General features: G+C 63.1%; 25 protein-coding genes. 12 read left to right on the top strand and 13 right to left on the bottom strand.

What is annotated here, in order from left to right:
* Positions 1 to 11: 11 nt before the first annotated feature.
* From BN1124_RS18075 to torC, 9 genes are all read right to left on the bottom strand, one after another.
* The gene (locus BN1124_RS18075; protein ID WP_042644399.1) at positions 12 to 260 is read right to left on the bottom strand and encodes a YhdT family protein; all 249 of its coding nucleotides are present in this window, start codon (positions 258 to 260) and stop codon (positions 12 to 14) included.
* Positions 261 to 378: 118 nt separating this feature from the next.
* Positions 379 to 1719 carry an acetyl-CoA carboxylase biotin carboxylase subunit gene (gene accC / locus BN1124_RS18070; RefSeq protein WP_033132404.1) on the bottom strand — a complete coding sequence of 447 codons (1341 nt, stop codon included), beginning with the start codon at positions 1717 to 1719 and terminating at the stop codon, positions 379 to 381.
* A gap of 15 nt (positions 1720 to 1734) precedes the next feature.
* Positions 1735 to 2199, bottom strand: coding sequence for an acetyl-CoA carboxylase biotin carboxyl carrier protein (accB, locus tag BN1124_RS18065; RefSeq protein ID WP_042644180.1), 465 nt, complete (start codon positions 2197 to 2199; stop codon positions 1735 to 1737).
* A gap of 36 nt (positions 2200 to 2235) precedes the next feature.
* Positions 2236 to 2685: a type II 3-dehydroquinate dehydratase gene (gene aroQ, locus BN1124_RS18060; protein WP_042644179.1), complete on the bottom strand. Its 450-nt coding sequence runs from the start codon at positions 2683 to 2685 to the stop codon at positions 2236 to 2238.
* A 263-nt stretch (positions 2686 to 2948) separates the two neighbouring features.
* Positions 2949 to 4895 carry an acetate--CoA ligase gene (gene acs, locus BN1124_RS18055; protein WP_042644178.1) on the bottom strand — a complete coding sequence of 649 codons (1947 nt, stop codon included), beginning with the start codon at positions 4893 to 4895 and terminating at the stop codon, positions 2949 to 2951.
* 226 nt (positions 4896 to 5121) lie between these two features.
* Positions 5122 to 5490 carry a hypothetical protein gene (locus BN1124_RS18050; protein ID WP_042644397.1) on the bottom strand — a complete coding sequence of 123 codons (369 nt, stop codon included), beginning with the start codon at positions 5488 to 5490 and terminating at the stop codon, positions 5122 to 5124.
* A 92-nt stretch (positions 5491 to 5582) separates the two neighbouring features.
* The gene (gene torD, locus BN1124_RS18045; RefSeq protein WP_042644177.1) at positions 5583 to 6251 is read right to left on the bottom strand and encodes a molecular chaperone TorD; all 669 of its coding nucleotides are present in this window, start codon (positions 6249 to 6251) and stop codon (positions 5583 to 5585) included.
* 98 nt (positions 6252 to 6349) lie between these two features.
* The gene (torA, locus tag BN1124_RS18040) at positions 6350 to 8842 is read right to left on the bottom strand and encodes a trimethylamine-N-oxide reductase TorA (protein ID WP_042644176.1); all 2493 of its coding nucleotides are present in this window, start codon (positions 8840 to 8842) and stop codon (positions 6350 to 6352) included.
* A 23-nt stretch (positions 8843 to 8865) separates the two neighbouring features.
* Positions 8866 to 10029 carry a pentaheme c-type cytochrome TorC gene (torC, locus tag BN1124_RS18035; RefSeq protein ID WP_042644174.1) on the bottom strand — a complete coding sequence of 388 codons (1164 nt, stop codon included), beginning with the start codon at positions 10027 to 10029 and terminating at the stop codon, positions 8866 to 8868.
* A 146-nt stretch (positions 10030 to 10175) separates the two neighbouring features.
* On the opposite strand from torC, the gene torR reads away from it, so the two are divergent.
* Positions 10176 to 10889 (top strand): two-component system response regulator TorR, encoded by a 714-nt coding sequence (gene torR, locus BN1124_RS18030; RefSeq protein WP_042644172.1) that lies wholly within the window; start codon positions 10176 to 10178, stop codon positions 10887 to 10889.
* Between the two features lie 81 nt (positions 10890 to 10970).
* Here the strand turns inward: torR and BN1124_RS18025 are convergent, their stop codons facing one another.
* From BN1124_RS18025 to torT, 3 genes are all read right to left on the bottom strand, one after another.
* Positions 10971 to 11375: a GFA family protein gene (locus BN1124_RS18025; protein WP_042644170.1), complete on the bottom strand. Its 405-nt coding sequence runs from the start codon at positions 11373 to 11375 to the stop codon at positions 10971 to 10973.
* A gap of 40 nt (positions 11376 to 11415) precedes the next feature.
* Positions 11416 to 11700 (bottom strand): hypothetical protein, encoded by a 285-nt coding sequence (locus BN1124_RS18020; protein ID WP_082041666.1) that lies wholly within the window; start codon positions 11698 to 11700, stop codon positions 11416 to 11418.
* 107 nt (positions 11701 to 11807) lie between these two features.
* Complete coding sequence (torT, locus tag BN1124_RS18015; RefSeq protein ID WP_042644166.1) at positions 11808 to 12860, bottom strand: TMAO reductase system periplasmic protein TorT; 1053 nt, start codon at positions 12858 to 12860, stop codon at positions 11808 to 11810.
* 69 nt (positions 12861 to 12929) lie between these two features.
* Here torT and torS point away from each other — a divergent pair, with 69 nt between their 5' ends.
* The 7 genes from torS to ribBA all read left to right on the top strand — a co-directional run bounded on the left by torS (position 12930) and on the right by ribBA (position 21703).
* On the top strand, positions 12930 to 15737 hold the full coding sequence (torS, locus tag BN1124_RS18010; RefSeq protein ID WP_042644164.1) for a TMAO reductase system sensor histidine kinase/response regulator TorS: 2808 nt from the start codon (positions 12930 to 12932) through the stop codon (positions 15735 to 15737).
* Between the two features lie 130 nt (positions 15738 to 15867).
* On the top strand, positions 15868 to 17121 hold the full coding sequence (gene glyA, locus BN1124_RS18005; protein WP_042644162.1) for a serine hydroxymethyltransferase: 1254 nt from the start codon (positions 15868 to 15870) through the stop codon (positions 17119 to 17121).
* Between the two features lie 103 nt (positions 17122 to 17224).
* Positions 17225 to 17653, top strand: a complete 429-nt coding sequence (locus BN1124_RS18000) for a ParB N-terminal domain-containing protein (RefSeq protein ID WP_042644160.1) — start codon at positions 17225 to 17227, stop codon at positions 17651 to 17653.
* A gap of 163 nt (positions 17654 to 17816) precedes the next feature.
* Positions 17817 to 18266, top strand: a complete 450-nt coding sequence (nrdR, locus tag BN1124_RS17995) for a transcriptional regulator NrdR (protein ID WP_033132390.1) — start codon at positions 17817 to 17819, stop codon at positions 18264 to 18266.
* Between the two features lie 143 nt (positions 18267 to 18409).
* Complete coding sequence (gene ribD, locus BN1124_RS17990; RefSeq protein ID WP_042644158.1) at positions 18410 to 19519, top strand: bifunctional diaminohydroxyphosphoribosylaminopyrimidine deaminase/5-amino-6-(5-phosphoribosylamino)uracil reductase RibD; 1110 nt, start codon at positions 18410 to 18412, stop codon at positions 19517 to 19519.
* A 131-nt stretch (positions 19520 to 19650) separates the two neighbouring features.
* Positions 19651 to 20304: a riboflavin synthase gene (locus BN1124_RS17985; RefSeq protein ID WP_042644156.1), complete on the top strand. Its 654-nt coding sequence runs from the start codon at positions 19651 to 19653 to the stop codon at positions 20302 to 20304.
* Positions 20305 to 20593: 289 nt separating this feature from the next.
* Entirely contained in the window at positions 20594 to 21703 is a 1110-nt protein-coding gene (gene ribBA, locus BN1124_RS17975; RefSeq protein ID WP_042644154.1) for a bifunctional 3,4-dihydroxy-2-butanone-4-phosphate synthase/GTP cyclohydrolase II, read from the top strand.
* Positions 21704 to 21824: 121 nt separating this feature from the next.
* Here ribBA and BN1124_RS17970 read toward each other — a convergent pair whose 3' ends face one another.
* Positions 21825 to 23081 (bottom strand): S1 family peptidase, encoded by a 1257-nt coding sequence (locus BN1124_RS17970; RefSeq protein WP_042644152.1) that lies wholly within the window; start codon positions 23079 to 23081, stop codon positions 21825 to 21827.
* A 197-nt stretch (positions 23082 to 23278) separates the two neighbouring features.
* Here BN1124_RS17970 and ribH point away from each other — a divergent pair, with 197 nt between their 5' ends.
* The 4 genes from ribH to BN1124_RS17950 are packed head-to-tail and all read left to right on the top strand — an operon-like array spanning position 23279 to position 25674.
* A complete protein-coding gene (ribH, locus tag BN1124_RS17965; protein WP_033132387.1) occupies positions 23279 to 23749 on the top strand; it encodes a 6,7-dimethyl-8-ribityllumazine synthase in 471 nt (156 codons plus the stop codon).
* 4 nt (positions 23750 to 23753) lie between these two features.
* Positions 23754 to 24167: a transcription antitermination factor NusB gene (gene nusB, locus BN1124_RS17960; RefSeq protein WP_033132386.1), complete on the top strand. Its 414-nt coding sequence runs from the start codon at positions 23754 to 23756 to the stop codon at positions 24165 to 24167.
* Positions 24168 to 24223: 56 nt separating this feature from the next.
* On the top strand, positions 24224 to 25183 hold the full coding sequence (thiL, locus tag BN1124_RS17955) for a thiamine-phosphate kinase (RefSeq protein WP_042644395.1): 960 nt from the start codon (positions 24224 to 24226) through the stop codon (positions 25181 to 25183).
* The gene (locus tag BN1124_RS17950) at positions 25180 to 25674 is read left to right on the top strand and encodes a phosphatidylglycerophosphatase A family protein (RefSeq protein ID WP_042644151.1); all 495 of its coding nucleotides are present in this window, start codon (positions 25180 to 25182) and stop codon (positions 25672 to 25674) included. Before thiL ends, BN1124_RS17950 begins: the two co-directional genes overlap by 4 nt.
* Positions 25675 to 25846 lie beyond the last annotated feature (172 nt).

The following is a 25846-nucleotide window of genomic DNA, read 5'->3' as shown; positions in this document are numbered from 1 at the left end:
TACCGCCCGACTCAAGACTCATGGGATGCTTCTTCCGTCTCCAGCGGGATGTCGACAAAGAGGCGATCCACCATGAGCGCACAGAGGCCGATAAACAGCAGTGGCATCAGGATGCAGCTGAGCAGGAACCAGAGCGGCATGTCCCAGAGTTCGAGCTCTTCCGGAACGAAATAAGCCGAGCCGTACCAGGCGGCGAAATAGAGCAGGGTGAGCAGCAGGCAGAGGGCTGCTTCCCGACGGGCGAGTGCGAAACGGTTCACCTTGGCCTCCAACCATTTTGAGGGGCGCAAGGATAACAAAAAAGGGCCATGTCGCCATGGCCCTTTTTCAATTGTCGATCCCGATGGATCGGACAATCGTTCGCTAGATGAGGATCGCTTACAGACCCAACTTCTTGTGCAGGTAGTGGATGTTGGTGCCACCGTGCTGGAAGTTTTCGTCCTTCATGATCTCTTTTTGCAGGGCGATGTTGGTCTTGATCCCTTCCACCACCAGCTCGTCGAGGGAGTGACGCATGCGGGCGATGGCGATGTCGCGGTTCTCACCGTAACAGATCAGCTTGCCGATCATGGAGTCGTAGTATGGCGGCACTTTGTAGCCGGCATAGATATGAGACTCCCAACGCACCCCCAGACCACCCGGCGCATGGAAGCGCTGGATGAGACCCGGAGAGGGCATGAAGGTGGCCGGATCTTCGGCATTGATCCGGCATTCGATGGCATGGCCACGGATGCGGATGTCCTGCTGGGTGATCGACAGGGGCTGGCCGGCGGCGATGCGCAGCTGCTCCTTGATCAGATCCACACCGGTGACCATCTCGGTGACCGGGTGCTCGACCTGGATCCGGGTGTTCATCTCGATGAAGTAGAACTCGCCGTTCTCGTACAGGAACTCAAAGGTGCCCGCACCGCGGTAGCCGATCTCGAGACAGGCACGCACGCAGCGCTCACCGATGAACTTGCGCATCTCTTCGGTGATGCCGGGTGCCGGTGCTTCTTCTACCACCTTCTGGTGGCGACGCTGCATGGAGCAGTCCCGCTCACCCAGATAGAGGGCGGTACCCTGACCGTCTGCCAGCACCTGAATTTCGATGTGGCGCGGGTTTTCGAGGTACTTCTCCATGTAGACCATGTCGTTCTTGAAGAACTGGCCTGCTTCGGATTTGGTCAGGGCGATGGCGGCGGCCAGTTCGGCCTCGTTGCGCACCACGCGCATGCCACGACCACCACCACCACCGGCGGCCTTGATGATCACGGGGTAGCCGATCCGCTTGGCGATGGTGGCGTTGCGCTTGGCATCGCTGTCCACCGGACCGTCGGAGCCGGGCACGCAGGGCACGCCTGCCTTCTTCATCGCCTCGATGGCGGAGACCTTGTCACCCATCAGGCGAATGGTCTCGGCGCGCGGGCCGATGAAGATGAAGCCGGATTTCTCGACCACTTCGGCAAAGTCGGCGTTCTCGGAGAGGAAGCCGTAACCCGGGTGGATGGCGACGGCACCCGTCACCTCGGCGGCGGCGATGATGGCCGGCACGTTGAGGTAGGATTCGCCGCTGGCGGGTTTGCCGATGCAGATGGTTTCGTCGGCCAGAAGCACATGCTTGAGCTCCCGATCGGCGGTGGAGTGAACGGCCACTGTCTTGATCCCGAGCTCTTTGCAGGCGCGCAGGATCCGCAGGGCAATTTCACCTCGGTTGGCGATGACTACTTTGTCCAACATGGGTGGCGTTTTCCCTTATTCGATGATGAACAGCGGCTCGTCGAATTCGACGGCCTGACCATTTTCAACCAGGATCGCTTTGATCACACCGGCCTTGTCAGACTCGATTTGGTTCATCATTTTCATGGCTTCGACGATGCACAGGGTATCGCCGACATTGACGTGCTGACCGACTTCCACGAAGGCCTTGGCTTCCGGGCTGGAGGAGCGGTAGAAGGAGCCGACCATGGGGGAGCGCATCAGATGGCCGCTCGGGGTGGTGTCGGCAGCGGCAGGAGCGGCGGCAGGGGCAGCACCGGCAACCGGGGCGGTAACCTGCTGAACCGGAGCCTGCTGCATCATCATCTGCGGTGCAACGCTAACCTGGCCGGAGAAATTGCGGCTGATGCGAACGGACTCTTCCCCTTCGGAGATTTCCAGCTCGGCGATGCCGGACTCTTCAACCAGTTCAATCAGCTTCTTGATTTTGCGGATATCCATTAGCATTCTCTTTCTTCTTTATCTGATCAGTGATTATCAAGCCGCGCGCAATTGATGCACGGCTGCGGTTAAAGCGAATTGGTAGCCATCGGCACCCAGCCCACAGATCACCCCCTTGGCGACATCAGACAGATAGGAGTGATGACGGAAGGGCTCCCTGGCATGAACGTTTGACAGGTGAACCTCGATGAAGGGGATGGCCACGCCCAGCAGCGCATCGCGCAGGGCGACGCTGGTGTGGGTGAAGGCGGCCGGATTGATGATGATAAAATCCACCTGGCCCATGGCCTGATGAATGCGGCCGACCAACTCATGTTCGGCGTTGGATTGCAGGTGTTCCAGGGTGGCGCCAAGTTCGCTGGCACTTTGCTGCAGATCGGCGACGATCTCATCGAGCGTCTTGCTGCCGTAGATTCCCGGCTCCCGCTTGCCCAGCAGATTCAGGTTGGGACCGTTGAGCAGGAGGATTCGGTGATGTTGCGACATATTGAGTGCATCCTCGATGATAATGCTGCTATCTATCAGCTATCTGTGGACTACCAGAAATCTAGCCATTTTCTGCGCAATTCGGTGTGCCCTAGCACACAGATTTCGCAATTATATTGATTTCGTGAAAATTAGCAGCATTTTACTGGTCTAATCTCTACATCTGGTCGTTTATTGAGCTTTTTAGGCCGATGGCTGAAACGCCGACGACGAAGACGACAAAGCCGGCGCAAGGCCGGCTTTGTGGGGAGTCGAGACGAGGATCAAGCCGCCTCTGACTTCTCGCGGATAAGCTTGTCCACGACACCCGGATCCGCCAGGGTGGAGATGTCCCCCAGGCTGTCGGTCTCACCGGTGGCGATCTTGCGAAGGATACGGCGCATGATCTTGCCGGAGCGGGTCTTGGGCAGCCCCTCGGCCCAGTGGATCACGTCCGGCGTGGCGATGGCACCTATCTCCTTGCGCACCCACTCCTTCACCTCTTTGTGCAGCTCGCGGCTCGGCTCTTCCCCGGCGATCAGGGTGACATAGGCGTAGATGCCCTGACCCTTGATCTCGTGGGGCACCCCGACCACCGCCGCCTCGGCGATTTTCGGATGGGCCACCAGGGCCGATTCAATCTCGGCGGTACCCATGCGATGGCCGGAGACGTTCAGTACATCATCGACGCGACCGGTGATCCAGTAGTCACCGTCCTGGTCGCGACGGGCACCGTCGCCGGTGAAGTAGCGGCCGGGGAAGGTGGAGAAGTAGGTCTGCTCGAAGCGCTCGTGATCACCGAACACGGTGCGCATCTGGCCAGGCCAGGAGTCGGTGATCACTAGGTTGCCCTCGGTGGCGCCTTCCAGAGGCTCACCCAGGTTGTCTACCAGGGCCGGTTGCACGCCGAAGAAGGGGCGGGTGGCCGAGCCCGGTTTAAGCGCGGTCACGCCGGGCAGCGGGCTGATGAGGATGCCGCCGGTCTCGGTTTGCCACCAGGTGTCGACGATGGGGCAGCGCTCGTCCCCTATGGTGCGGTAGTACCACTCCCAGGCTTCCGGGTTGATGGGTTCACCCACTGAGCCCATTATGCGCAGACTCGCACGGGAGGTGCCTTCGATGGCGTCGCGGCCCTTGGCCATCAGGGCGCGGATCGCGGTCGGCGCCGTGTAGAGGATGCTGACCTGGTGTTTGTCCACCACCTGGCTCATGCGGTTGGTGGCCGGGTAGTTCGGCACCCCTTCGAACATCAAGGTGGTGGCACCGTTGGCGAGCGGCCCGTAGACCAGATAGGAGTGGCCGGTGACCCAACCCACGTCGGCGGTACACCAGTAGATGTCCTCCTCGTGGTAGTCGAACACGTACTTGAAGGTGAGGGCGGCATAGACCAGGTAGCCGCCTGTGGTGTGCAGCACACCCTTGGGCTTGCCAGTGGAGCCGGAGGTGTAGAGCACGAACAGCGGATCCTCGGCGCCCATGGCCTCGGCCGGGCAGTCCGGGCTGGCGGCGGTGACGGCGTCGTGCCACCAGATGTCGCGATGGCTGTGCCAGGCGACCTTGCCACCGGTACGCTGGAGCACTATCACCTTGCTGACACGGGTCTGTGGGTTGGTGAGCGCTTCGTCCACGTTCTTCTTGAGGGGGATGGGGCGACCGCCGCGCAGCCCTTCATCGGCGGTGATAACGACCGAGGAGCCCGAGTCGATGATGCGGCCGGCCAGGGCCTCCGGCGAGAAACCGCCGAAGACGATGCTGTGGACGGCGCCGATGCGGGTACAGGCCAGCATGGCGACGGCGGCTTCCGGCACCATGGGCATGTAGAGGCAGACCATGTCGCCGCGCTTGACCCCTTGTGCCTTGAGCACGTTGGCAAACTTGCACACCTCGGTATGTAGCTCGCGATAGGTCAGCTTGCGATCCTCGGCGGGGTTGTCCCCTTCCCAGATGATGGCGACCTTGTCGCCGCGCTCTTGCAGATGGCGATCCAGGCAGTTGGCGGAGACGTTGAGCAGGCCGTCTTCATACCACTTGATGGAGACGTGGCCCGGATCGTAGGAGGTGTTCTTGACCTTGGTGTAGGGCTTCATCCAGTCGAGGATCTTGCCTTGCTCACCCCAGAAGGCGTCCGGATCCTGTACCGATGCCTGGTACATGGCCTCATAACCTTCCTTGTCCAGCAGGGCGCCGTTGCCGATGTGGGCCTTGACCGGGTAGACCTTGTGCTCGCTCATCTCTCACTCCTGTGAATACATTTCTGTAATGTTTGAGTAACAACTTATACCTTTGGTGCCCGAGGGCAATTAGACTTTTGGATAGCGACGAGGGGAATGGTGGCAGCGGATGGGGGCAGGGCAGGTAACGAGTGAGAGGGAGCCATAGGCTCCCTTTTTCATGCCATGGCGGTGAACTATAAGGGGGGAACTAGCCGAGAGTGGCGCGAGATCGGGATGAAGGGGGTCAGCCTTTCTGGCGACCGAAGGCCTGCAGGCCGCGCACCAGCACCAGCATGGCCAGCCCGAGAAAAGGCAGGGCGAAGGCCATCAGCGGCAACCAGTGGGCATCGCTGCCACTGCTGTGGATGAAGTCGATCCAGGCCACCAGCAGGGCCAGCATGCCGGCAATCTGGAAGCGGCGACGCAGCACCACCTCCACCCCGAGGTTGGCGAGGTAGAGGGTGAGCAAGATGCCGGCAAAACCGGTGAGCTGGGCTGCACCGTAGAGTTCCCTGTCCGGGTTGAACAACAGGGCCGCCAAGGGGAGCAGGCCCTGTTCCATCGGAATAAAGCTGAGCAGCCAGCAGGCGATCAATAACAGGGCTGTCTTCATGGCATCGACAGCCGACAAGTGATGAGCTGCAAGGCTGTCTTCATGGCATCGACAGCTGGCGGTTGATAAACAGCAGGGCCGTTTTCATCGGATCAGTCGGCGGCTTGCGCCGGTTTGACCAGGCTGAGGTAGTTTGCATCCATGTGCAGGAAGACCCCCAGCAGGCGGGCGCTGGCGCCGTAGAATCCGAACGGGTCTGCCTTGCGGCAGGCCTGCTCGAAGCGTTCGAACCAGCCGAGCAGGTGGTGGTGCAGCAACTCTTCCTGCTCCTGCAGCCACTGCGCCCGCTCATCCGCGGTGGTGGCCTCGGCGGCGCGGATGATGAGGTTGCCCATCAGATCCAGCTCGATGGCCAGGTGATCGGCGGGCTCCTTGAATTTGTCGCTCACATCGATGCCGAGGCGCTTGAGACGTGCTTGCATCTCGGCCATGGGGGCCTGCATCAGCAGCTTGGCTTCTCCCCGATAGAGGGATTCGTAAGGCAGGGCGCCCTGCTTGGGATCGACCAGGAACAGACCGGCGAAGTCGGCGGCCAGCTCCAGCTGGCGATCCGGGCGCACCAGCAGGCGAGCGATGGCGTCGTTGAGCTCGGCCACGGCGTCACGCATGGGATCCAGCGTGGAGAGGCTTTTGAGGAAGCTGCGCACATCGTAGCTGTCATACTCGGCGATCTGGGCGTCGCTGAGCTCGGCGGCAAACAGGGTGGAAAACCACCAGTAAAGTTCGGCCCTGCGTTCGCTGGTAGCCATAAATTCCTGCATTTTTCCTCCGTGGATGACAATCGGGAGCCTGGATGGCCCCCGATTCTAACGACTTTAAAAATAAAGGAAACTCAAGGGGCGGTTTTGGCCGACCCCGCTCACAGTGCCGGGAACATGGGGTCGATGCCGACCGCCGACTCCGGCACGCCAAAGGCGGTGACCGCCGGTGCCTGGCCCTGGAATTTCTCGATCTCCACCAGCGTGGTGTGGGCCGTGGTGGCCTGGGCCAGGCTGGAGGAGCCGATGTCCGCGGTCAGCACGTTGGGGTCGCCATAGGTACAGAGGGTACCGACCTTGCCCCCTTCCAGCGGGCCGTACCAGGCGCCCTCCTGGATGCGCACCACGCCGGGAGCATAGTCATCGGAGACCACCAGTCCCGCCAGCACCTGACCGCGGCCGTTGAACACCCGCACCAGATCCCCGTCCTTGAGGCCCCGTGCCTTGGCGTCCTGGGGGCTCATGTAGACAGGCTCCCGGCCCTGCACAGTGTAAGTGGCGCGATAGGCATCAGAGGAGCAGAGCTGGCTGTGCAGCCGCTTGTCCGGGTGGCAGGACTGCAGGTGCAGCGGGTACTGCTGGCTGCCCGGGCCGCCGTGGGAGCGCTCGAACGGCTCGATCCAGACCGGGTGGCCGGGGCAGTCCGCATAGCCGTAGTTCGCTATGGTCTGGGAGAAGATCTCGATGAGGCCGGACGGGGTGCCCAGCGGCTCCAGATCCGGCTCCTGGCGGAACGACTCGTGACGCACCCAGGGCTGGCCGGCGGGGAAGGTGACGAAGCCTTCACCCTGCCAGAACTGGCTGAAGCGGGGCAGGCGGATGCCGATGCCACGGCCCTGCAGGCGGGCGTCGTCATAGATGCTCTGGATCCACTCCAGCTTGCTCTTGCCGCCGGTGAACTCGGCCTCGCGACCGAAGCGGCGGCAGAGATCGGCGAAGATGTCGTAGTCATCGCGAGCCTCGAACAGCGGCTCCACCACCTTGCGCATGGCCAGGATGCCGGCGTTGGAGTGGGAGCCCCACTGCTCTATGTCGTCCCGCTCGTAGGTGGTCGTGGCCGGCAGCACTATGTCGGCGAAGCGGCAGCTCGCGGTCCACTGGTGATCCACGCTCACCACGGTTTCCAGCTTGCGCCAGGCCGCCACCATCTTGTTGCGATCCTGCTGGTGGTGGAAGGGGTTGTTGCCGCAGAACACCGCCATCTTCATCTCTGGATAGGTAATGGTCTGGCCGTTGAAGGCGATGGTCTTGCCCGGATTGAGGATGCAGTCCACGAAGCGGGCCACCGGGATGAACTTGGAGTAGCCCTTCCAGTCGCCGTCGTGGATCGGCTTGACCCCGGGGATGACGGAGCTGAACCCGGACATGATGGGGCCCGTGCTGGTGAGGGTGCCGGCGCCGTTGTAGTGCCAGCCAAAGCCATAGCCGCCGCCGGGCAGACCGATCTGACCCAGCATGGAGGCCACGACCACCAGCATCCAGGCGTACTGCTCGCCGTGGTGCATGCGTTGCACACACCAGCCGCCGATGAGCTGGGTGCGGCCGCTGGCCATGGTGCGGGCCAGCTCGCGGATGGTGTCGGCGGGCACGCCACACAGCTTGGCCGCCCAGTCGGCGCCCTTCACCTGGCCGTCGCTCTCGCCCAGCAGGTAGGGCAGGAACTTGTCAAAGCCGGTGGTGTAGTTCTTCAGGAACTTGGCGTCGTGCAGCTTCTCGCTGTAGAGGGTGTGGGCGATACCCAGCATCAGCGGCACGTCGGTCTGCGGATTGAGGGTGACCTGCTCGCAGCCCAGGTACTTCTGGGTCTTGGACTTGACCGGATCGACGCTGATGACCCGGATCTCCCCCTTGGCCACCTTCTCTTTGAGCTGTGCCCAATAGTCGTAGACGCTGTGATCCGGCACCAGCCAGCCCACCTGCAGGTTCTTGATGGGGTCCGAACCCCAGATGACGATGGTCTTGCTGTGCTCCAGCAGCAGGGGCCAGGAGGTCTGCTGCTCATACACCTCCATGGCCCCCGCCACGTGGGGCAGGATCACCTGGGCGGCGCCGGTGGAGTAGTCGCCGGCCTTGGCGAGATAGGTGCCATGCAGGTTCATGGCGCGGCCCAGCATGGCACCGGCGGAGTGCAGCTTGCCCACCGACTGCCAGCCGGAGTGGCCCGCATAGAGTGCGCTCGGGCCATGGGTCTTCTGCACCCGCTCCAGCTCGTGATAGAAGAAGTCCAGGGCCTGGGACCAGCTCACCCGCACGAAGCGGTTCTGGCCGCGCTCGCGGGTGTCGGACTGGTGGCCCTTGCGCCGCCAGTCCAGGCGCACCATGGGGTAGCGGATGCGGGAGGGGTTGTAGACCACCTCGGCCAGCCCCTTGAGCATCTCGGTCGGGTGCTTGTCGTGCTCGAACGGCAGGGTCTCGACCCAGCGGCCATCCACCACCCGGGCGCGGAAGGCGCCCCAGTGGGAGCCCGATTGCACCAGTTTGTCACCGGACTCGGCGGCCATGACGGCGCGGCCGAGCAGGGAGGGGCCGATCAGGGCGCTGGCGCCGCTGGCCAGCAGGCCACCCAGGAAACCACGGCGGGAAATATTGATCATGATGTTATTCCTCTTACGAATCCTTAGTGGCTACCCTGACCGCCGGTATCGGCGGCGTGGTTCTGCAGGTATTTGAGCAGGGTGCGCTCCTCTTCCTTGCTCAGGCGGTAGTAGGCGGACATCGCCTTGAGCCCGGAGATCCAGCCGTTGGCGGTGAAGTGCGCCGGATTTGGCGCCGCGTGGCAGGAGTTGCAGGTGGACTTGTACATCTCGCCGGCATAGTCCCAGATGGGCTGCAGCGAGGACTCGAGCCCCTTGCCATCGACCCAGGCCTGGACCCGGACCTGCTCCCAGGGGATCTGGGTGGCTTCATCCATCTCTTGCTTGAGCACCTGCTCGCCGGCCTTGAGCTCGTCGCGCAAGGTGGCCACGAACACCCGCTTGCCCATGTATTCGCTCAGCACCCGGCCCTTGCCGTCCCGCTCGCGCCAGCCCTCAACGACCACCTGCAGGCGATCGCCGCTGCGGGCCAGCACCTGGATGCGGGAGGCGGGCAGCAGCTTGCCGACGGCCTCGGTGCCCTGCTCGCTGGCGTAGAGATCTTTCTCGGCCAGGGTGTAGAGGGTCTCGGCGGCGGGAGCCTCCTGTGCGGCCTCCTTGAGGCTGGCGAAGGTGGCACGGAAGCCGCCGGCCATGTTCGGCAGCTCGTGGGCTATGCCCTTGTGACACTCGATGCAGTTCATGTTCTTGGCGGCGGCGTCCTGCATGGCCAGGGCGGCGGCGGGGGACTGCTTGGCGTGATCCATGTTGTCGTAGCTGTGGCAGGACTTGCAGGTCTTGGAGTTCTGGCTGCTCATGCGGGCCCACACCTTCTCTGCCAGGTGCAGGCGCCTGTCCTCAAACTTCTCCTGGGTGTCGATGCTGTGGCCTATGTACTCCTGATAGAGGTCGTTGGCGGCCTCCATCTTGCGGGCCACCTTGCCGACGAAGTCCTTGGGCTGGTGGCAGTCGGTACAGACCGCCTGCACCCCGGAGGCGTTCTTGTAGTGGATGGACTCCTTGTACTCTTGGTAGACGGTGCTCTCCATGGAGTGGCAGGAGACGCAGAACTCCAGGGAGCTGGTCTTCTCGAAGCCGTAGTGCAGGCCGACGGTGCCGGCCAGGGTCACGCCGACCCCGACCAGGATCAGCGCCAGCACCGACCAGCGGCGGCTGGGTGTGCGCAGGAAGTGCCACAGTTTTTTCATGGAAGGTCTCTCACATCGCTTTTTTGATGTGAGCCATGATAGGGAGCGGCTGTGAACAGGGTTGCCGGTAAAAATTAATGAATTAGGGGTATTTATGAAAAAATGTGAATAGAATACTCCCCTCTTTCCCTGCTGCGAGCCCTGCCATGCGCCACCACATTCTGGTTGTCGAAGATGACGTCGTGACCCGCGAGAAGCTGACCGGCTATTTCGAGCGGGAGGGGTATGCCGTGACCGCAGTGGAAGACGGACAGGGGATGCGAGCCGCCCTGGCGGAGCAGGACATCGCCCTGGTGATGCTGGACATCAACCTGCCCGGGGAAGACGGCCTGCTGTTGACCCGTGAGCTCAGAGCCCGCAGCACGGTCGGCATTATCTTGGTGACCGGCCGCAGCGATGCGGTGGACAAAATAGTGGGGCTGGAGATGGGGGCCGATGACTATGTCACCAAGCCGTTTGAGCTCAGGGAATTGCTGGTGCGGGTCAAGAACCTGCTGTGGCGCATCTCCTTGGCGGCCCCGGTTTCGGAGGTGCGCGAGCCCGATGACGATGCGGTCTGCTTCGGCCCCTGGCGCTTCGACATTCCCCGCCGTCAGCTCAGCAAGGACGGGGTGCCGGTGCGCCTCACCAAGGCGGAATACGAGGTGCTGGTGGTGTTCGTCGCCCATGCGGGTCGGGTGCTTAGCCGGGAGCGGATCCTCTCCCTGGTGACCCATCGCGGGGACGGGCCGAGCGATCGCACCATAGACGTGTTGATCCGCCGCTTGAGGGGAAAGCTGGAGGAGGATCCGCGGGATCCCCAGCTGTTTGTCACCGTCCACGGCGAGGGTTACCTGTTCGCCGGTCAGATAGCGCCGTAGGCAGTAAATCAGGCTGTTTTTAGTGCCTTTTGTGAATTATTTAATAAGTGATTTTGTAATAAATAGTGGGTTGCTCTGCCATCAGGCCGGTGGTCGGGTCTCAAACTGCGGGCAGTCGTCCCCTATCCGGTGCCAGGGTGCCTTGGATCCGACGAAGATGTGAAAGCCGGGCTGCTGGCTCGGCACCTCGTCCAGCACCCCGAGCCGCAGGTTGATCTTGCCGCTGCTGCGCTTCTGGCTGAACAGGCTGGAGCCGCAGTGGCGGCAGAAGGCGAGGCTGGTCTCCTCCGACTTCTGGAAGCGGGCGATGGCGTCGCCTCCCTTCACTATCTCCACCTTGTCCCCGTCCAGCCCGCCCACCGAGGCGTAATCCGAGCCGGAAAACTTGCGGCACTCGCCACAATGGCAGTTGCCCATGTAGTCGAAGCGGTCCGGCAGGCGCAGCTTGACGGCGCCGCACAGGCAGCTGGCGTGTAACATCTTCATCTCTCTTCCTCATGTCTGGCCGCTGTGTCAGGCCTGGCGGTTATTCCTCGGCACGAAACAGCACCCGCTTGCACTTGGCACAGGCCCATTCGCGCCGAAAATCCGCCAGATGCACCAGACCGACTTCCAGTTGTTTGTGGTGACCGCAGTGGCGGCAGAACACTATCTTGCCGTCCACCGCCTCCGGGTGGGCGCTCAGGTACTGGGCCCGGGTGGGCACCTCCTCCCAGGGGGTGGCGGGAACGCGCTTGCGCTGATGGCTGTAGTAGATCCAGTAGAACAGAAAGAAGACCACCAGAATGATAAAGGTCAGCAGATGCTCCATCACGACTCTCCCCGTTTGCCCTGTGTGGTTCCAGACTTAAATGCTATTCGAATGAATATGTTACAAGAACCGCCGAGGGGGGATTGTGATCCGCTTCGGGTTTTGGTCTAGGGGCTTGCCGGGTCCAGGCCGACCCGGTAGACGGGGCGAAAATCCCCATCCGACAGCGAGTCTTCCGGCGAGCTCAGGGGGGCTGTCAGGGTCAGGATGGGAGGCCCCATGACCCGAGGGCACTGGGCCTCGCTGGCATCCGGCTGCCGGAGCAGGCAGACCGCCTGCGCCACCGCGAGGCGCCCCTGCTCGCGCATCTGATCGCTGTTGGCGGCGAGGATCTTGCCGCGCAGCAGGCCGCGCTGGACGCCGTGACTGAAGTAGATGGAGAGCACCCAGGGATGCCCGGCCTGATGCTGGGCCAGCTCGTTGACCGCCACCTCGGCGGCGATGGCACCCCCCACCAGGTAGTCGAGGTCGGGATGGCGGCTCAGGGTCTGCTGCACCAGGGTACGCTGGATCTCGCGGCTGTTGTCGCCGCGCATCGTGGTGACGAGCTTGATGGCGCTGCCACGAATGGCGTCCTGGAAACCGGACTCGATGAAGGAGGTGCCGCCACCGGAGTCGGGCCCCGGGAAGAGGGCGACCGAGACGGGCGGGCTGCCCGCCGGGTGGCGCTCTGCCAGCCAGTGGCCGATGCGCCAGCCCATCTGTTGCCAGGGCACGCCGACCTGGGCGATGGCGAGGCCGGGGGCGAGATCGTTGACCAGACCGAACACCGGCAGGGGCGCTTGCTTGATGGCCTCAGCCAGGCCGTCATAGCTGACAGCACCGAGCAGGATGGCGTCACTCCCCTCGTCGGCGCATTGGCGCAGCTGCTTGCGCTGCTCGGCCAGGGCTCCGTAGCCCCCCGCCTCGTGGATCCGCACCCGGGCGCCCAGTCGCTTGGCCTCCTCCACCATGCCCTGATTGACCGACAGCCAGTAAGCATCCCGCAGATGGGGGTAGAGGGCGCACAGGGTCAAGGGCTTGGCGAGGGGCGCGGGCCCGGCCCATTGCAACCGTTCGGGCTGGCCGGTGAAGGCGCCGTCCGGCCAGTGCTCCACCTCGAAGGCGAGGGCGGGACGGGCGAGCAGCGCGAGCAGAATGCACAGAGAGAGGCTTCGCATGGCAGAGGGTTTTGTTAAAGTGTGAGGCCCCATTATCCGGACAAAACCGATCACAACCAAGGATCCTCCGTGCGAATGTTTTCCGGCCTCGGCGGCAAGTTGCTGCTGGCCTTCTCCCTGATGGCATTGCTGACCTTAAGCGCCTCCCTGCTGGGCTGGGTCGGGCTCAATCGCCTGCGTCAGCTGGAGCAGGGGGTGCAGCAGACCCTGGCGAGCCAGGAGAGCGCCCGCACCCTGGCGCGCCTTGGCGGTGAGATCCAGAACTCGTCCCACCTGCTGGCCATGGCGAGCAGCGAGGCCGAGCGTGAGCATCAGGGACGCCTGCTGACCCTGCAGGGGCAGCAGATGCAACAGGTGCTGGACAGGCTCGGCACCGAGGGAGATCTGGCGCAGCTCCATCGCCTCAGCCAGACCATCATCGGCAACCTGGGGCAACAGGGCTGGCTGGTGGGGGAGCGGCTGGGCCTGATGGCCGAAGGCAATGCGCTGCGCGCCCGGCTGGTGGGCGCCGCCGGCCAGGCGGCGGAGCTGGCCCGCAGCCAGATGGAAAACGCCGAGACAGTGATGGTGGCGGGCATGGGCTCCCTCTATGGGTTGCAGGGTGCGCCCGCCCATGGGGTGCTCGATCGCCTGCTGGAGCAGGATCTCGACTGGCTTGAGCAGATGACGGAACTGCGCCACCGCACCCTGATGCAGCAGCAGCGCATCGAGGAGATCTGGCGCAGCGAACAACAACCCGCCCTGCAGCGGTTGCAAGAGGAGAGCCGCAAGGCCCTGGCCATCTTGCAGTTGCGGGCCGGCGCCGTGACGGATCCCGGTCGCCGGGCATCGGTGGAGCAGGCGCTGGCGCTGCTCGGGCAGAGCGACAAGCTGGTGCAACTGCGTAGCGACTGGCTCGGCAAGGGGGAGGCGCTGCGGGTGCTGGCCTCGGCCAACGAGGTCATGATGGCGAGCCTCAACCAGCAGGTCGACAGTCTGGTGACGGGGGCGCGGGACGCCCTCGGCCAGAGCCAGCAGGCGCTGCGGGAGCGACTGCAACTGGTGGAGCAGGCCCTGGTGCTGATCGGCCTGCTCACCCTTGGCCTCTTGATCCTGCTGATGTGGCGCATTGTCTACGGCCGCATCGTCTGGCCGCTGCAACACGCGGTGGAGGGGATGAGCCGGCTGGCGCGGGGGGATCTGGCGCCCCTGTCCTTCAGGGCACAGGGGCAGGATGAACTGGCCGAGCTCGGCCGGGCCCTGCGGGTGTTTCGTGACAACGCCATCGAGCTCGATCGCTATCAGCGGGAGCTAGAGTCAAGGGTGGAGGAGCGCACCGGCCAGCTCAGCCATGCCAATGAGCGCCTCAACGAAGAGGTGGAGAAGCAGCGACTGGCCCGCGCCGAGGCGGAGCAGGCCAACCGGGCCAAGTCGGTCTTCCTCGCCACCATGAGCCACGAGATCCGCACCCCCATGAACGGTATCCTGGGGGGGCTCAGCCTGCTGGAAGATACCCGGCTTAGCCCGGAGCAGCAGCGCTACCTGGCCGCCATCGGCCACAGCGGCGAATCCCTGCTGGAGATCCTCAACGACATCCTCGACTACTCCAAGATAGAGGCGGGCCATGTGGAGGTGCGCCGCGATCCCTTCCCGCTGCACCAGTTGGCAGAGGATCTCTGCACCCTTTTTCGGCCAAGGGCCGAGGCCAAGGGGCTGCGCCTCGAGCTGGCCTGTGCCGACACCCTGCCTCCCGTGGTGGAGGGGGACATGGGCAAGCTGCGCCAGGTGCTCGCGAACCTGCTCGGCAATGCGGTCAAGTTCACCCGGGAGGGGCGCATCAGCCTGACGGTGAGGCCGCTGGCGTGCTATGGCCCCTGCGCCGAGCCCTGCATCGAGTTCGTGGTGCAGGACACCGGCCCCGGCATCCCGGGCGATGAGCAGCAACTGGTGTTCGAGGCATTCCGCCAGCGCAAGCGGGACATGGGCCATCAGGGGGGCACCGGGCTTGGCCTCGCCATCAGCCAGAAGTTGGTGAGCGCCATGGGGGGCGAGCTGCTGTTGTCCAGCGAGCCGGGGAAGGGATGCCGCTTCAGCTTTAGCCTGCCACTGCAACGTTCGGCCGCACTCCTGCCCACGGAGCCGCAGCCCTTCCACCTCTGTCGGCCAAGGGAGATCCTGCTGGTGGAAGACAACGAGATCAACCGGCTGGTGGCCCAGGGCATGCTGGCGCGCCTCGGCCACGGCGTCACCCTGGCGGAGGACGGCCGCACCGCGCTGGCGCTGGTGACCGAGCGGGCATTCGATCTGGCGCTGCTCGATATCAACCTGCCGGACATGGACGGCATCAGCCTGCGGGAAGATCTCGCCGCCATCAGCGAGGAGGTCCATGGCCGGGCGCTGCCCGCCATCGCCGTCTCGGCCCAGATGTACCCGGAGGATATTCGTCACTGCCTGGCGGCGGGCTTCGCCGATTTCGTCGGCAAGCCGGTGCGGCTGGCGGCCCTGGCCGGCGCCATCGCGCGTCAATGTAAGGAGGAAGACGCCTCGCCCGCCGGTACTGAGGCCACGACGCCACGGCTGGCTGCGGGCAATACGATGCTGGAGGCGGATCTGCCCGTGCTGGGTCTGGCGCGCATCCGCCAGCTGATCGCCTTGTTCGAGTCACAGGGCACCGAACTGGTGGCGGAACTGGTAGCGAGCGAGCCCGGAGAGGCGCGGCGACAATGGGCCCACAAGCTCAAGGGCAGCGCCCTGGCGCTGGGCTTGAGCGAGCTTGCGACGCACTGCGCCGAGCTGGAGGCGGGGGGCGGCGATCCGGCGACCCTGACCGCCGTGTTCGAGGAGACCATGGAGGCGTTGCGGCGCTGGCTGGCGACGAAAAGCGTGGCCGCCGACTGAATAAATGTGCATTTTGCAACATAGATTCAACATTTTTTTAGGTGGTTGGACTGTCTCTTTGATCTCGCTCACGTTACAATGCGCGGGCCCACTTCACCTATCGCGCAAACGATTTTCAGGAGATAAACGGATGTTGAAACGTGACATGACCATCGCCGGCTACGATCCCGAGCTGTGGCAGGCCATTACCGACGAGACCCGTCGTCAGGAAGAGCATATTGAGCTGATCGCGTCTGAGAACTACACCAGCCCCCGTGTCATGGAAGCCCAGGGCTCCCAGCTGACCAACAAGTACGCAGAAGGCTACCCGGCCAAGCGTTACTACGGCGGTTGCGAGTATGTGGACGTGGTTGAGACCCTGGCCATCGAGCGCGCCAAGGAACTGTTTGGTGCCACTTACGCCAACGTGCAGCCGCATTCCGGCTCCCAGGCCAACAGCGCCGTCTACATGGCCCTGCTGCAGCCGGGCGACACCGTGCTGGGCATGAACCTGGCCCACGGTGGTCACCTGACCCACGGCTCCCCGGTCAACTTCTCCGGCAAGCTGTACAACATCATCCCCTACGGCATCGATGAATCCGGCAAGATCGACTACGACGAGATGGAACGTCTGGCCGTCGAGCACAAGCCGAAGATGATGATCGGTGGCTTCTCCGCCTATTCCGGTATCGTTGATTGGGCCCGCATGCGCGAGATCGCCGACAAGATCGGTGCCTGGCTGTTCGTCGACATGGCTCACGTGGCCGGTCTGATCGCCGCTGGCGTCTACCCGAACCCGGTGCCCCACGCTCACGTGGTCACCTCCACCACCCACAAGACCCTGGCCGGTCCGCGTGGTGGTCTGATCCTCTCCGCCGCCGATGACGAAGAGCTCTACAAGAAGCTGAACTCCGCCGTCTTCCCGGGCGGCCAGGGCGGCCCGCTGATGCACGTCATCGCCGGCAAGGCCGTGGCTTTCAAGGAAGCGCTTGAGCCCGAGTTCAAGACCTACCAGGCTCAGGTCGTCAAGAACGCCAAGGCCATGGTCGAGGTGTTCCTGAGCCGTGGTTACAAGATCGTCTCCGGCGGTACCGACAACCACCTCATGCTGGTGGATCTGATCGGCCGCGAGCTGACCGGTAAAGAAGCCGATGCCGCACTGGGCAAGGCCAACATCACCGTCAACAAGAACTCGGTGCCGAACGACCCGCGCTCTCCCTTCGTCACCTCCGGTGTGCGTCTGGGTACCCCGGCCATCACTCGCCGCGGCTTCAAGGAAGCCGAGAGCAAGCAGCTGGCTGGCTGGATCTGCGACGTGCTGGACAACCACGACAACGACGAAGTGCTGGCCACCGTGCGTGAGAAAGTGCTGGATATCTGCCGTCGTCTGCCGGTTTATGCCTGATACGCCAGAGACTCTGGTATAAAAACAATGCCACCCTCGGGTGGCATTGTTGTTTCTGCTCCGGCCTCGCCATGGGGCGCATTCTTTCGACCGAGGAGGCGCCATGCCATATCAGACCTTGCTCAGCGATGAGGAACTCATCTCTGCCATCCGCGTCCAGTATCACTTTCGCCCGAGCCCGGAGGGCCTGTTGGCCTGGGATGTGCGCCGACTGATAAGGCTGGGGCGCGGGTTGCCGGTACGCTCTGTGCCGCTTGGGCAGATTGCCGAACTCGACAGGGAGCACTGGTACGGGCATGGCAGCGTGAAGCCCACGGTGCGCAGCATAGTGGAGCACTGCCAGCTGATGCTGGCCGCCGATCTCGCCTATCCCATCATCCTCGACAGCGAGGGCCGGGTGATGGATGGCATGCACAGGGTGAGCAAGGCGCTGATGCAGGGGGCCACCCACATAGATGCAGTGCAGTTCGAGCAGGATCCGGCGCCCGACCATGTAGACTGCGATCCCGATGCCTTGCCCTATGACGACTGATGGCGGCGGCCATTCTCGGTGCAGCCTCGATGCCATCCACGGGTGGCATTGTTTTTTCTGGGCTTTTACCGGTTTTGGGTGGCCATGTTACACTGGCAGGCCAAGATCCTGACCCCAATGGCAGGTGACCCTTTACTTGCCCTGAGTTTGCGCCGGAGGTCCGATGCATTGCCCTTTCTGTAGTGCCGTTGATACCAAGGTGATCGATTCCCGTCTGGTGGCAGAAGGCCACCAGGTGCGCCGACGCCGCGAGTGCTTGCTCTGCCACGAGCGCTTCACCACCTTCGAGATGGCCGAGCTGGTGATGCCCCGCATCATCAAGTCCAACGGCTCCCGCGAACCCTTCAACGAAGACAAGCTGCGCGGCGGCATACTGCGGGCGCTGGAGAAGCGGCCGGTGAGCATGGAAGCCATCGAGAAGGGGATCAATCACATCAAGTCCCGCCTGCGCGCCACCGGCGAGCGCGAGGTTGCCTCCCAACTGCTAGGCAACCTGGTGATGGATGAGCTCAAGACCCTCGACAAGGTGGCCTATATTCGCTTCGCCTCCGTCTATCGCAGCTTCGAAGACATCCGCGAGTTTGGCGAAGAGATTGCCAAGCTGGAGAAGTAACGAGGGTGAGCAAGGCATTATTCGCTTCGCCCCTCTCTACCTCAGGAGTCGAAGACATCCGTGAGGTCGGTGAAGAGATCGCCAAGCTGGAAAAATAGGCCGGCGCCATATAACCCATTTTCTCGCCTGTAACGGGAGCCCAGATGTTTAGTCAAGACGATTATCAATGGATGAACCGGGCCCTCGAGCTGGCCCGCCGTGGCCGCTATACCACGGCCCCGAACCCCTGTGTCGGCGCCGTGCTGGTCAAGGCCGGCGTGGTGGTGGGGGAGGGCTGGCACCAGCGTGCCGGCGAACCCCACGCCGAGGTCTATGCGCTCCATGCCGCCGGAGAAGAGGCCCGTGGTGCCACCGCCTACGTGACCCTGGAGCCTTGCTCCCACCACGGTCGCACCCCCCCCTGCGCCGAGGCGCTGATCAAGGCCGGGGTGACCCGGGTAGTTGCCGCCATGGTGGATCCCAATCCCCAGGTGGGCGGGCGCGGTCTGCGCATGCTGTCCGAGGCGGGCATCAAGGCGGACTTCGGCCTGCTCAGCGCCGAGGCCGAGGCGCTCAATCCCGGCTTCTTCAAGCGGATGCGCACCGCCTTCCCTCAGGTGACGGTCAAGCTCGGCGCGAGTCTCGATGGCCGCACCGCCATGGCGAGCGGCGAGAGCCAGTGGATCACCGGCCCCTTGGCCCGTGCCGACGTGCAGCGCCTGCGCGCCCGTCACGATGCCGTGCTCTCCAGTGCCGAGACGGTGCTGACCGACGGCGCCTCCCTGAACGTGCGCTGGGACGAGCTGCCCCCCTCCGTCAAGGCGGTCTATCCCAAGGAGGCCCTGCGCCAGCCGCTGCGGGTCATCGTCGACTCGCAGAACCGGCTGACCCCGGACTTGCCGCTGTTCCAGACCACGGGGCCCGTGCTGCTGGCCCGTCACAAGGTGGCCGGCGACTGGCCCGAGTGGGTGCAGCAGCTGGAGTTGCCGCTGCTCGACGGCAAGCTGGATCTGGTGAGCCTGTTCATGCTGCTGGCCAAGCGCAACATCAACTCCGTGCTGGTGGAGGCGGGGCCAAAGCTGTGCGGGGCCCTGCTGACCAAGGGGCTGGTGGATGAGCTGGTGCTCTATCAGGCGCCCAAGCTCCTGGGGGACGAGGGCCGCGGTCTGTTCCACCTGCCCGAGTTGACCCGCCTGTTCCAGGCGCCCAAGCTCAACCTCAAGGATGTGCGGCTGGTGGGGCAGGACATACGCATCACGGCCAAGATCGTTTAGCCCCGAAGCGCCAGGGTGGGTGGCTTGAAAACAAGCCATTCCCATCAAGGCCAAAGGGGCTGATCCTTCAGTTCTTCATATTCAACACAGGCCGGGGCTGAGCGGGCCCCGTCATCAGCAAGGTGATCTGCATGTTTACCGGAATTATCGAAGCCATGGGTACCCTGGCCGAGCTGCGTCGTCAGGGGGAAGACATGGCCCTGACGGTGCACGCGCCGACCCTCGACTTTAGCGACGTCAAGCTCGGCGACTCCATCGCCACCAACGGCGTCTGCCTGACGGTGGTGGCCCTGGGCGACCAGCGTTATACCGCCGACGTATCGCTGGAAACCCTGTCTCGCACCGGCTTTGCCAGCGCCAAGGTCGGCGATCCCGTCAACCTGGAAAAAGCCTTGATGCCGACGTCGCGCCTCGGCGGCCACCTGGTCTCCGGCCACGTGGACGGCATCGGCGAGGTGAAGAGCAAGTCCAGCAGCGGCCGCGCCATCGAATACTGGATTGAAGCGCCGGCGGAGCTCGCTCGCTACATCGCCGAGAAGGGCTCCATCGCGGTGGATGGCATCAGCCTCACGGTCAATGCCGTGCAGGGCAAGCTGTTTCGCCTCACCATAGTGCCCCACACCGCCCAGGAGACCACCATAGCCCGCTGGAAGCCGGGCCATCGGGTCAACCTCGAGGTGGATCAGATAGCCCGCTATCTGGAGCGGCTGATGCAAGGCAAGGGACAGGAGAGTGCGGGCTCGTCGCTGACCCTGGAGAAACTGGCGCAATCCGGCTTCTTGTGATGGTGAATAATTCCATTATTTATTGATGTGGTGGTTTAGTAATCTGTTTAATATTTATTTTTGGTATAAACAGCTGGCGAAATGCGGTTGTTTACCTTGTTGATGAGTGCTCGCGACGGATCCCGGCCCGTCGCTCGGCCCGATAGCCTGGCTGAGTGGCCCGCCAAACCGGTTTTCTGTGATCTCGCCCGGGTTGAAACGGGGGCCAGCGCCCCCATCTAACAACACATAAGCCGTATCAAATCGGGCCCACGGGCTCAATTCCCGAAACATGTTGATGGAGTAGCCCATGGCGCTGAGTACAACCCAGGAAATCATTGCCGATATCAAGGCTGGCAAGATGGTGATCCTGATGGATGACGAAGACAGGGAGAATGAAGGGGACCTGATCATGGCCGCCTCCTGTGTTCGTCCTGAAGACATCAACTTTATGGCGCGCTATGGCCGTGGGCTGATCTGCCTGACCCTGACCCGGGATCGCTGCAAACAGCTGGCGCTGCCGCTGATGGTAGACCGCAACAACGCCCAGTTTTCCACCGCCTTCACCGTGACCATAGAAGCGGCCGAAGGGGTGACCACCGGCATCTCCGCCGCCGATCGTGCCGTCACCGTGCAAGCCGCCGTGGCCCCGAACGCCAAGGCTGCGGATCTGGTGCAGCCCGGCCACATCTTCCCGCTGATGGCGCAGGACGGCGGCGTGCTGACCCGCGCCGGTCACACCGAGGCAGGCTGCGATCTGGCCCGGTTGGCGGGTTACGAGGCGGCCTCCGTCATCGTCGAGATCCTCAACGAAGACGGCTCCATGGCGCGCCGCCCGGATCTGGAGATCTTCGCCGAGCAGCACGGCATCAAGCTCGGCACCATCGCGGATCTTATCGAGTACCGCAACCAGCACGAAACCACGGTCGAAAAGGTGGCCGAGTGCAAGCTGCCCACCGAGTACGGCGAATTCGACCTCATCACCTTCCGCGACACCATCGACAACCAGGTGCACTTCGCCCTGAGGAAGGGTGAGATCCAGGCCGATCAGCCGGCCCTGGTGCGAGTGCATCTACACGACGTGCTGAGCGATCTGCTGCACACCGACCGTCACAGCGCCCGTAGCTGGCCGCTGCCGAAATCCATGGCGCGCATCGCCGAAGAGGGCGGCGTGCTGGTGATCCTGGGGGCGGAAGCCAGCGGCAACGAGCTGCTGGCCCGGGTCAAGGCGTTCGAAGCCGCCGACAAAGGGCTGCAACCGGAAGGGGCCAAGTGGCAGGGCACCTCGCGCCGGGTCGGCGTGGGCTCCCAGATCCTAAAGACCCTGGGGGTCGGCAAGATGCGGCTGTTGAGCTCGCCCAAGAAATATCACGCCCTGGGTGGCTTCGGTCTCGAGGTCGTGGAATACGTCGGCGAATAGGCATATTGACCTCCCCAAGACGGTATCTTCTCAGCATGGGTTGGGGAAAGTTCGATGCAATGAAATAAGGGATGACCTCGGTCATCCCTTATTGTTTGTTGTCTGGCCTTTAGGGATTGCCTTAGCGGCGACGGCGCAACCAGGCAAGGGGTAGCAACAACAGACTCGCAAGACCGATGGCGCCACCGCCCCCACCGCTATTGGAGGTGGAGTTGGTGGTTGTAGTCGTTGTTGTCGTGTTACCACCTTCCGCCGTCGCTCCCGTCGTAGTGGTGTCATTCGTCCGGAGGGGCTTGTCGGTCATGCTCATCAGCACGCCTTCAAGACGCTGACTCCCCCCTCGTTCGTCGATGGCGGTGAGTGCTACCCCCTGGAGACGAAGTGTGCCCACGGTGTCGTTGGCATCGGCGCGAAGACGCAGGGAGCAGTGCTGTCCCGCTTCCAGGCGGCTGGGGCAGCCATTGAGCATGGCTGGAGCATCGCTGTAGAAGTTACTCAGGGTCAAGGCTTGAGTTGTGCGGTTGGCGAGTTGGTAGTCGGCCCAGCCACTGGTCCCTTGAGGCAGAATGAGGCCGCGGATGGTGGTCAGGGTGACCCCCTGTTGCTGGCTGGAAATCCACCCCTTGAAATCCGGGGCGTAGACATAGCCACCGGCACTGCCGGTTGCACAGGGATAGGCGCCGTAGCTGGTTACGCCGACCAGTTCTCCCCCATAGGTTAACGGGCCGCCACTGTCGCCCTTGCAGGTGTCCTGCCCGAGCAGGTTGCCAGCGAAGATGTGAGTGGTGGTCTGATCGCCATACCAGCGGTCTCGTTCCCCCTGATAGGCGAGATCCACCGCCAGCAGCTGCAAACTGGCTTTGGTCGCGGCAGGGTTGGTACCACCGTATCCGAGGGCATTCAGCAGGGTTGTGCCCACCTGCCAGGTGTCCTTGGTCGTCTGATCGGCAATAGTGATGGGAGCGAGGGAGACAGGATTGGCCAAGTGCAGCAGGGCCACATCCGAGGAGGAAGGCGTCTTGTCGGGGCTCCCGAGATTGTTCAACAGATTCTGATAGTACTCGGGATGCATCAGCACCTGGTCGACTCTGCTGCGGGTGTGGGGACGGCTCAGATCCGTCACACCGATGGCTACTTCCATGGGGCCGGACTGGGCATCGGCAACACAGTGGGCTGCGGTCAGCACCCACTGACTGTCGATCAGGGTACCGCCGCAGAAGTTGACCCAGGTGCCATCGATGACTTCACCGACAGCCGCCATCCAGCTGGGCGCTGTCGTGGCGCTACCACCTATGATACGTGGCGTACCGGTATCGGCCTGAGCGGAAAATGATAGCAGGCATGCGAGCGCGACGCCGCTGCGTTTGAAATACAACATATTGAACTCCTTGATATTATTGTTTTTACCCCGTGACAGGCGCGCGTATTATTAGCAGGTCGGAGCAGTTAAGAAAAAAATTAATAAGGGGTTGCTGACCGGAAGGGTGATGCCTGTTTTTGTCCCATTGCCTTTGTGCTAGAATGTGCGCACTTTTGACCCCGGCCCTTTTTGATTGCACAGAGACAGGATTTCCAATGAAGATTATCGAAGGAAATATCGCGGCTCCCGAGGCGCGTGTTGCTATTGTCGTTGCCCGTTTCAACAGCTTCATCAATGACAGCCTGGTGAACGGCGCACTGGACGTGCTCAAGCGTCAAGGCCAGGTGCAGGACAGCAATCTGACCCTGGTGCGCGTGCCGGGTGCCGTCGAAATCCCCTTGGCAGCCAAGAAGCTGGCCAAGAGTGGTCAATACGATGCCATCGTCGCCCTCGGCACCGTCATCCGTGGTGGTACCTACCACTTCGAACTGGTGGCGAGCGAGAACGGCAAGGGTCTGGCCCAGGTAATGATGGAATATGAAATTCCCGTTGCCTTCGGCGTGCTGACCACCGAAAACATCGAACAAGCCATCGAGCGCGCCGGTACCAAGGCGGGTAACAAGGGTGCAGAGGCTGCACTGAGTGCGCTCGAAATGATCAACGTACTGAAACTGCTTGAGGAATAATACATTGAAACCGTCTGAGCGCCGTAAGGCCCGCCATTGCGCCACCCAGGCCATCTACCAGTGGCAGATGACCAAGGCTAACGTGGGCGACATCGAAGAGCAGTTCAAGATCGATCAGGACACCAAGGGTGTGGACCTGAGCTATTTCCGCGATCTGCTGTTCGGGGTAGCCCTCCACTGCAGCGAGCTGGACAAGGTGTTTTCTCCTTTCCTCTCCCGTCCGCTGGACGAAGTGGACATGGTGGACAAGGCGATCCTGCGTCTGGCGACCTACGAGCTGACCCGTCGTGATGATGTGCCGCCGCGCGTGGTGATCAACGAAGCGATCGAGCTGGCCAAAGCCTTCGCCGCCGATGACAGCCACAAGTTTGTCAACGGCGTACTGGACAAGGTGATCAAGACGCTGCCGAAGCGTTGATCCCGTGGTCCATCCGCATTAAGAGAGGAGCCAGCTAAATGCTGGCTTTTTACTGTATGGGTGAATTTGAGCTGATTGAGAAGTACTTCAAGGTCCCCCACGCCCGCAAGGACGTGGTGATGGGCCCTGGAGATGACTGCGCCCTGCTGACCCTGCCTGCCGATACCCAGCTGGCGGTGAGCACGGATACCCTGGTGAGCGGCGTGCATTTCTTTCCCGACATGGATCCGGTGGATCTCGGCTACAAGGCGCTGGCGGTCAATCTGTCCGATCTCGCCGCCATGGGGGCCGAGCCGCGCTGGGTCTCGATGGCGCTGACCCTGCCGGCCATCAACGAGGCCTGGGTCGCCGGCTTCGCCGAGGGCTTCCTCGAGCTTGCCGAGTACTACAACGTGGCCCTGGTGGGCGGGGACATGACCCGGGGCCCGCTCTCCATCACCGTCTCGGTGAAGGGCTCTGTGCCAACCGGGCGCGCCCTGCTGCGCAGCGGCGCCAAGGCCGGTGACGGCATCTATGTCACCGGCACCCTGGGGGACGCGGCGCTCGCGCTCTCTCATTTGCTGGGCAAGCGCACCCTCAACGAGAACCAGCTGGCCGCCGTGCTGCCGCGCCTCGATCACCCCCATCCCCGCATCCTGGCCGGCCAGGCCCTGCGTGGCTTGGCGGGCAGTGCGCTGGATCTCTCCGACGGTCTGGCTTCGGATCTTGGCCACATCCTCAAGGCATCCGGCGTGCGGGCACAAATCGATCTCGGTCTGCTGCCGCTCTCGCCCGTGCTACAGGATGCGGTGCCGGAACGGGATGCCTGGCAGCTGGCGCTGGCGGGGGGAGATGACTACGAGCTCTGCTTCACAGTGCCACAGGAGCATCACGGCGCTCTGGACACGGCGCTGGCGAACTGCGGCGTTAAGTTCACCCGCATCGGCCGGATCCTGGCCGGCGACCCCGGCATCGACTATGTGCGAGGCGAGCAAACGGTGGAGCTTGAACTCAAGGGATGGGATCACTTCGCATGAGCCTGTTGATGATAAAGCCCGAGTTGAAACGGCTGAACCTGAGGAACCCGCGCCACCTGCTGGCGGTGGGCTTCGGTGCCGGCCTCTCTCCCAAGGCGCCGGGCACCATGGGGACCTTAGTCGCCATTCCGCTCTATCTGCTGGTGAGCGGCCTTTCTACCCCCTGGTTCGTCGCCTTGCTGGCGCTGGGCTTCGTGGCGGGGATCTGGATCTGCCAGGGCGCCACCGATGCCATCGGCATGCCGGATCACGGCGCCATCGTCTGGGACGAGGTGATTGGCTTCGGGGTGACCATGATAGCGGCCCCCGCCGGCTGGGAGTGGGTGTTTGCCGGTTTCGTGCTGTTCCGGCTGTTCGACGTGCTCAAGCCCTGGCCCATCTCCTGGTTCGATCGCCGTATCCACGGCGGCCTGGGCATCATGCTCGACGATCTGATCGCCGGCCTGTTCGCCCTGCTGTGCATGCAGTTGCTAGCTGCCTGGATAGGCTAAGCTCCATCGCCTTGGGCCAGGCTGGGCATCATATTCGGCGATCTATCTGATCGCCGGGTAATTCGTCCCATCCTGCATGCAGTTGCTGGCCGGCTGGATAGGCTGAGTCTTATCGCCTTCGGTGGTGCCCGATCGCCGGGTTATTCACCCCGTCCTGCATGCAGCGACTGGC

Source organism: Aeromonas eucrenophila, from assembly GCF_000819865.1.
GTDB lineage: Bacteria > Pseudomonadota > Gammaproteobacteria > Enterobacterales > Aeromonadaceae > Aeromonas > Aeromonas eucrenophila.
This window is presented reverse-complemented; position numbering and strand designations above follow the sequence as displayed.

Coding starts and splice junctions, on each gene's coding strand:
- accC (WP_033132404.1), bottom strand. CDS start 1,719: ATGTTGGACAAAGTAGTCATCGCCAACCGAGGTGAAATTGCCCTGCGG.
- accB (WP_042644180.1), bottom strand. CDS start 2,199: ATGGATATCCGCAAAATCAAGAAGCTGATTGAACTGGTTGAAGAGTCC.
- aroQ (WP_042644179.1), bottom strand. CDS start 2,685: ATGTCGCAACATCACCGAATCCTCCTGCTCAACGGTCCCAACCTGAAT.
- acs (WP_042644178.1), bottom strand. CDS start 4,895: ATGAGCGAGCACAAGGTCTACCCGGTCAAGGCCCACATCGGCAACGGC.
- BN1124_RS18050 (WP_042644397.1), bottom strand. CDS start 5,490: ATGAAGACAGCCCTGTTATTGATCGCCTGCTGGCTGCTCAGCTTTATT.
- torD (WP_042644177.1), bottom strand. CDS start 6,251: ATGCAGGAATTTATGGCTACCAGCGAACGCAGGGCCGAACTTTACTGG.
- torA (WP_042644176.1), bottom strand. CDS start 8,842: ATGATCAATATTTCCCGCCGTGGTTTCCTGGGTGGCCTGCTGGCCAGC.
- torC (WP_042644174.1), bottom strand. CDS start 10,029: ATGAAAAAACTGTGGCACTTCCTGCGCACACCCAGCCGCCGCTGGTCG.
- torR (WP_042644172.1), top strand. CDS start 10,176: ATGCGCCACCACATTCTGGTTGTCGAAGATGACGTCGTGACCCGCGAG.
- BN1124_RS18025 (WP_042644170.1), bottom strand. CDS start 11,375: ATGAAGATGTTACACGCCAGCTGCCTGTGCGGCGCCGTCAAGCTGCGC.
- BN1124_RS18020 (WP_082041666.1), bottom strand. CDS start 11,700: ATGGAGCATCTGCTGACCTTTATCATTCTGGTGGTCTTCTTTCTGTTC.
- torT (WP_042644166.1), bottom strand. CDS start 12,860: ATGCGAAGCCTCTCTCTGTGCATTCTGCTCGCGCTGCTCGCCCGTCCC.
- glyA (WP_042644162.1), top strand. CDS start 15,868: ATGTTGAAACGTGACATGACCATCGCCGGCTACGATCCCGAGCTGTGG.
- BN1124_RS18000 (WP_042644160.1), top strand. CDS start 17,225: ATGCCATATCAGACCTTGCTCAGCGATGAGGAACTCATCTCTGCCATC.
- nrdR (WP_033132390.1), top strand. CDS start 17,817: ATGCATTGCCCTTTCTGTAGTGCCGTTGATACCAAGGTGATCGATTCC.
- ribD (WP_042644158.1), top strand. CDS start 18,410: ATGTTTAGTCAAGACGATTATCAATGGATGAACCGGGCCCTCGAGCTG.
- BN1124_RS17985 (WP_042644156.1), top strand. CDS start 19,651: ATGTTTACCGGAATTATCGAAGCCATGGGTACCCTGGCCGAGCTGCGT.
- ribBA (WP_042644154.1), top strand. CDS start 20,594: ATGGCGCTGAGTACAACCCAGGAAATCATTGCCGATATCAAGGCTGGC.
- BN1124_RS17970 (WP_042644152.1), bottom strand. CDS start 23,081: ATGTTGTATTTCAAACGCAGCGGCGTCGCGCTCGCATGCCTGCTATCA.
- ribH (WP_033132387.1), top strand. CDS start 23,279: ATGAAGATTATCGAAGGAAATATCGCGGCTCCCGAGGCGCGTGTTGCT.
- thiL (WP_042644395.1), top strand. CDS start 24,224: ATGGGTGAATTTGAGCTGATTGAGAAGTACTTCAAGGTCCCCCACGCC.
- BN1124_RS17950 (WP_042644151.1), top strand. CDS start 25,180: ATGAGCCTGTTGATGATAAAGCCCGAGTTGAAACGGCTGAACCTGAGG.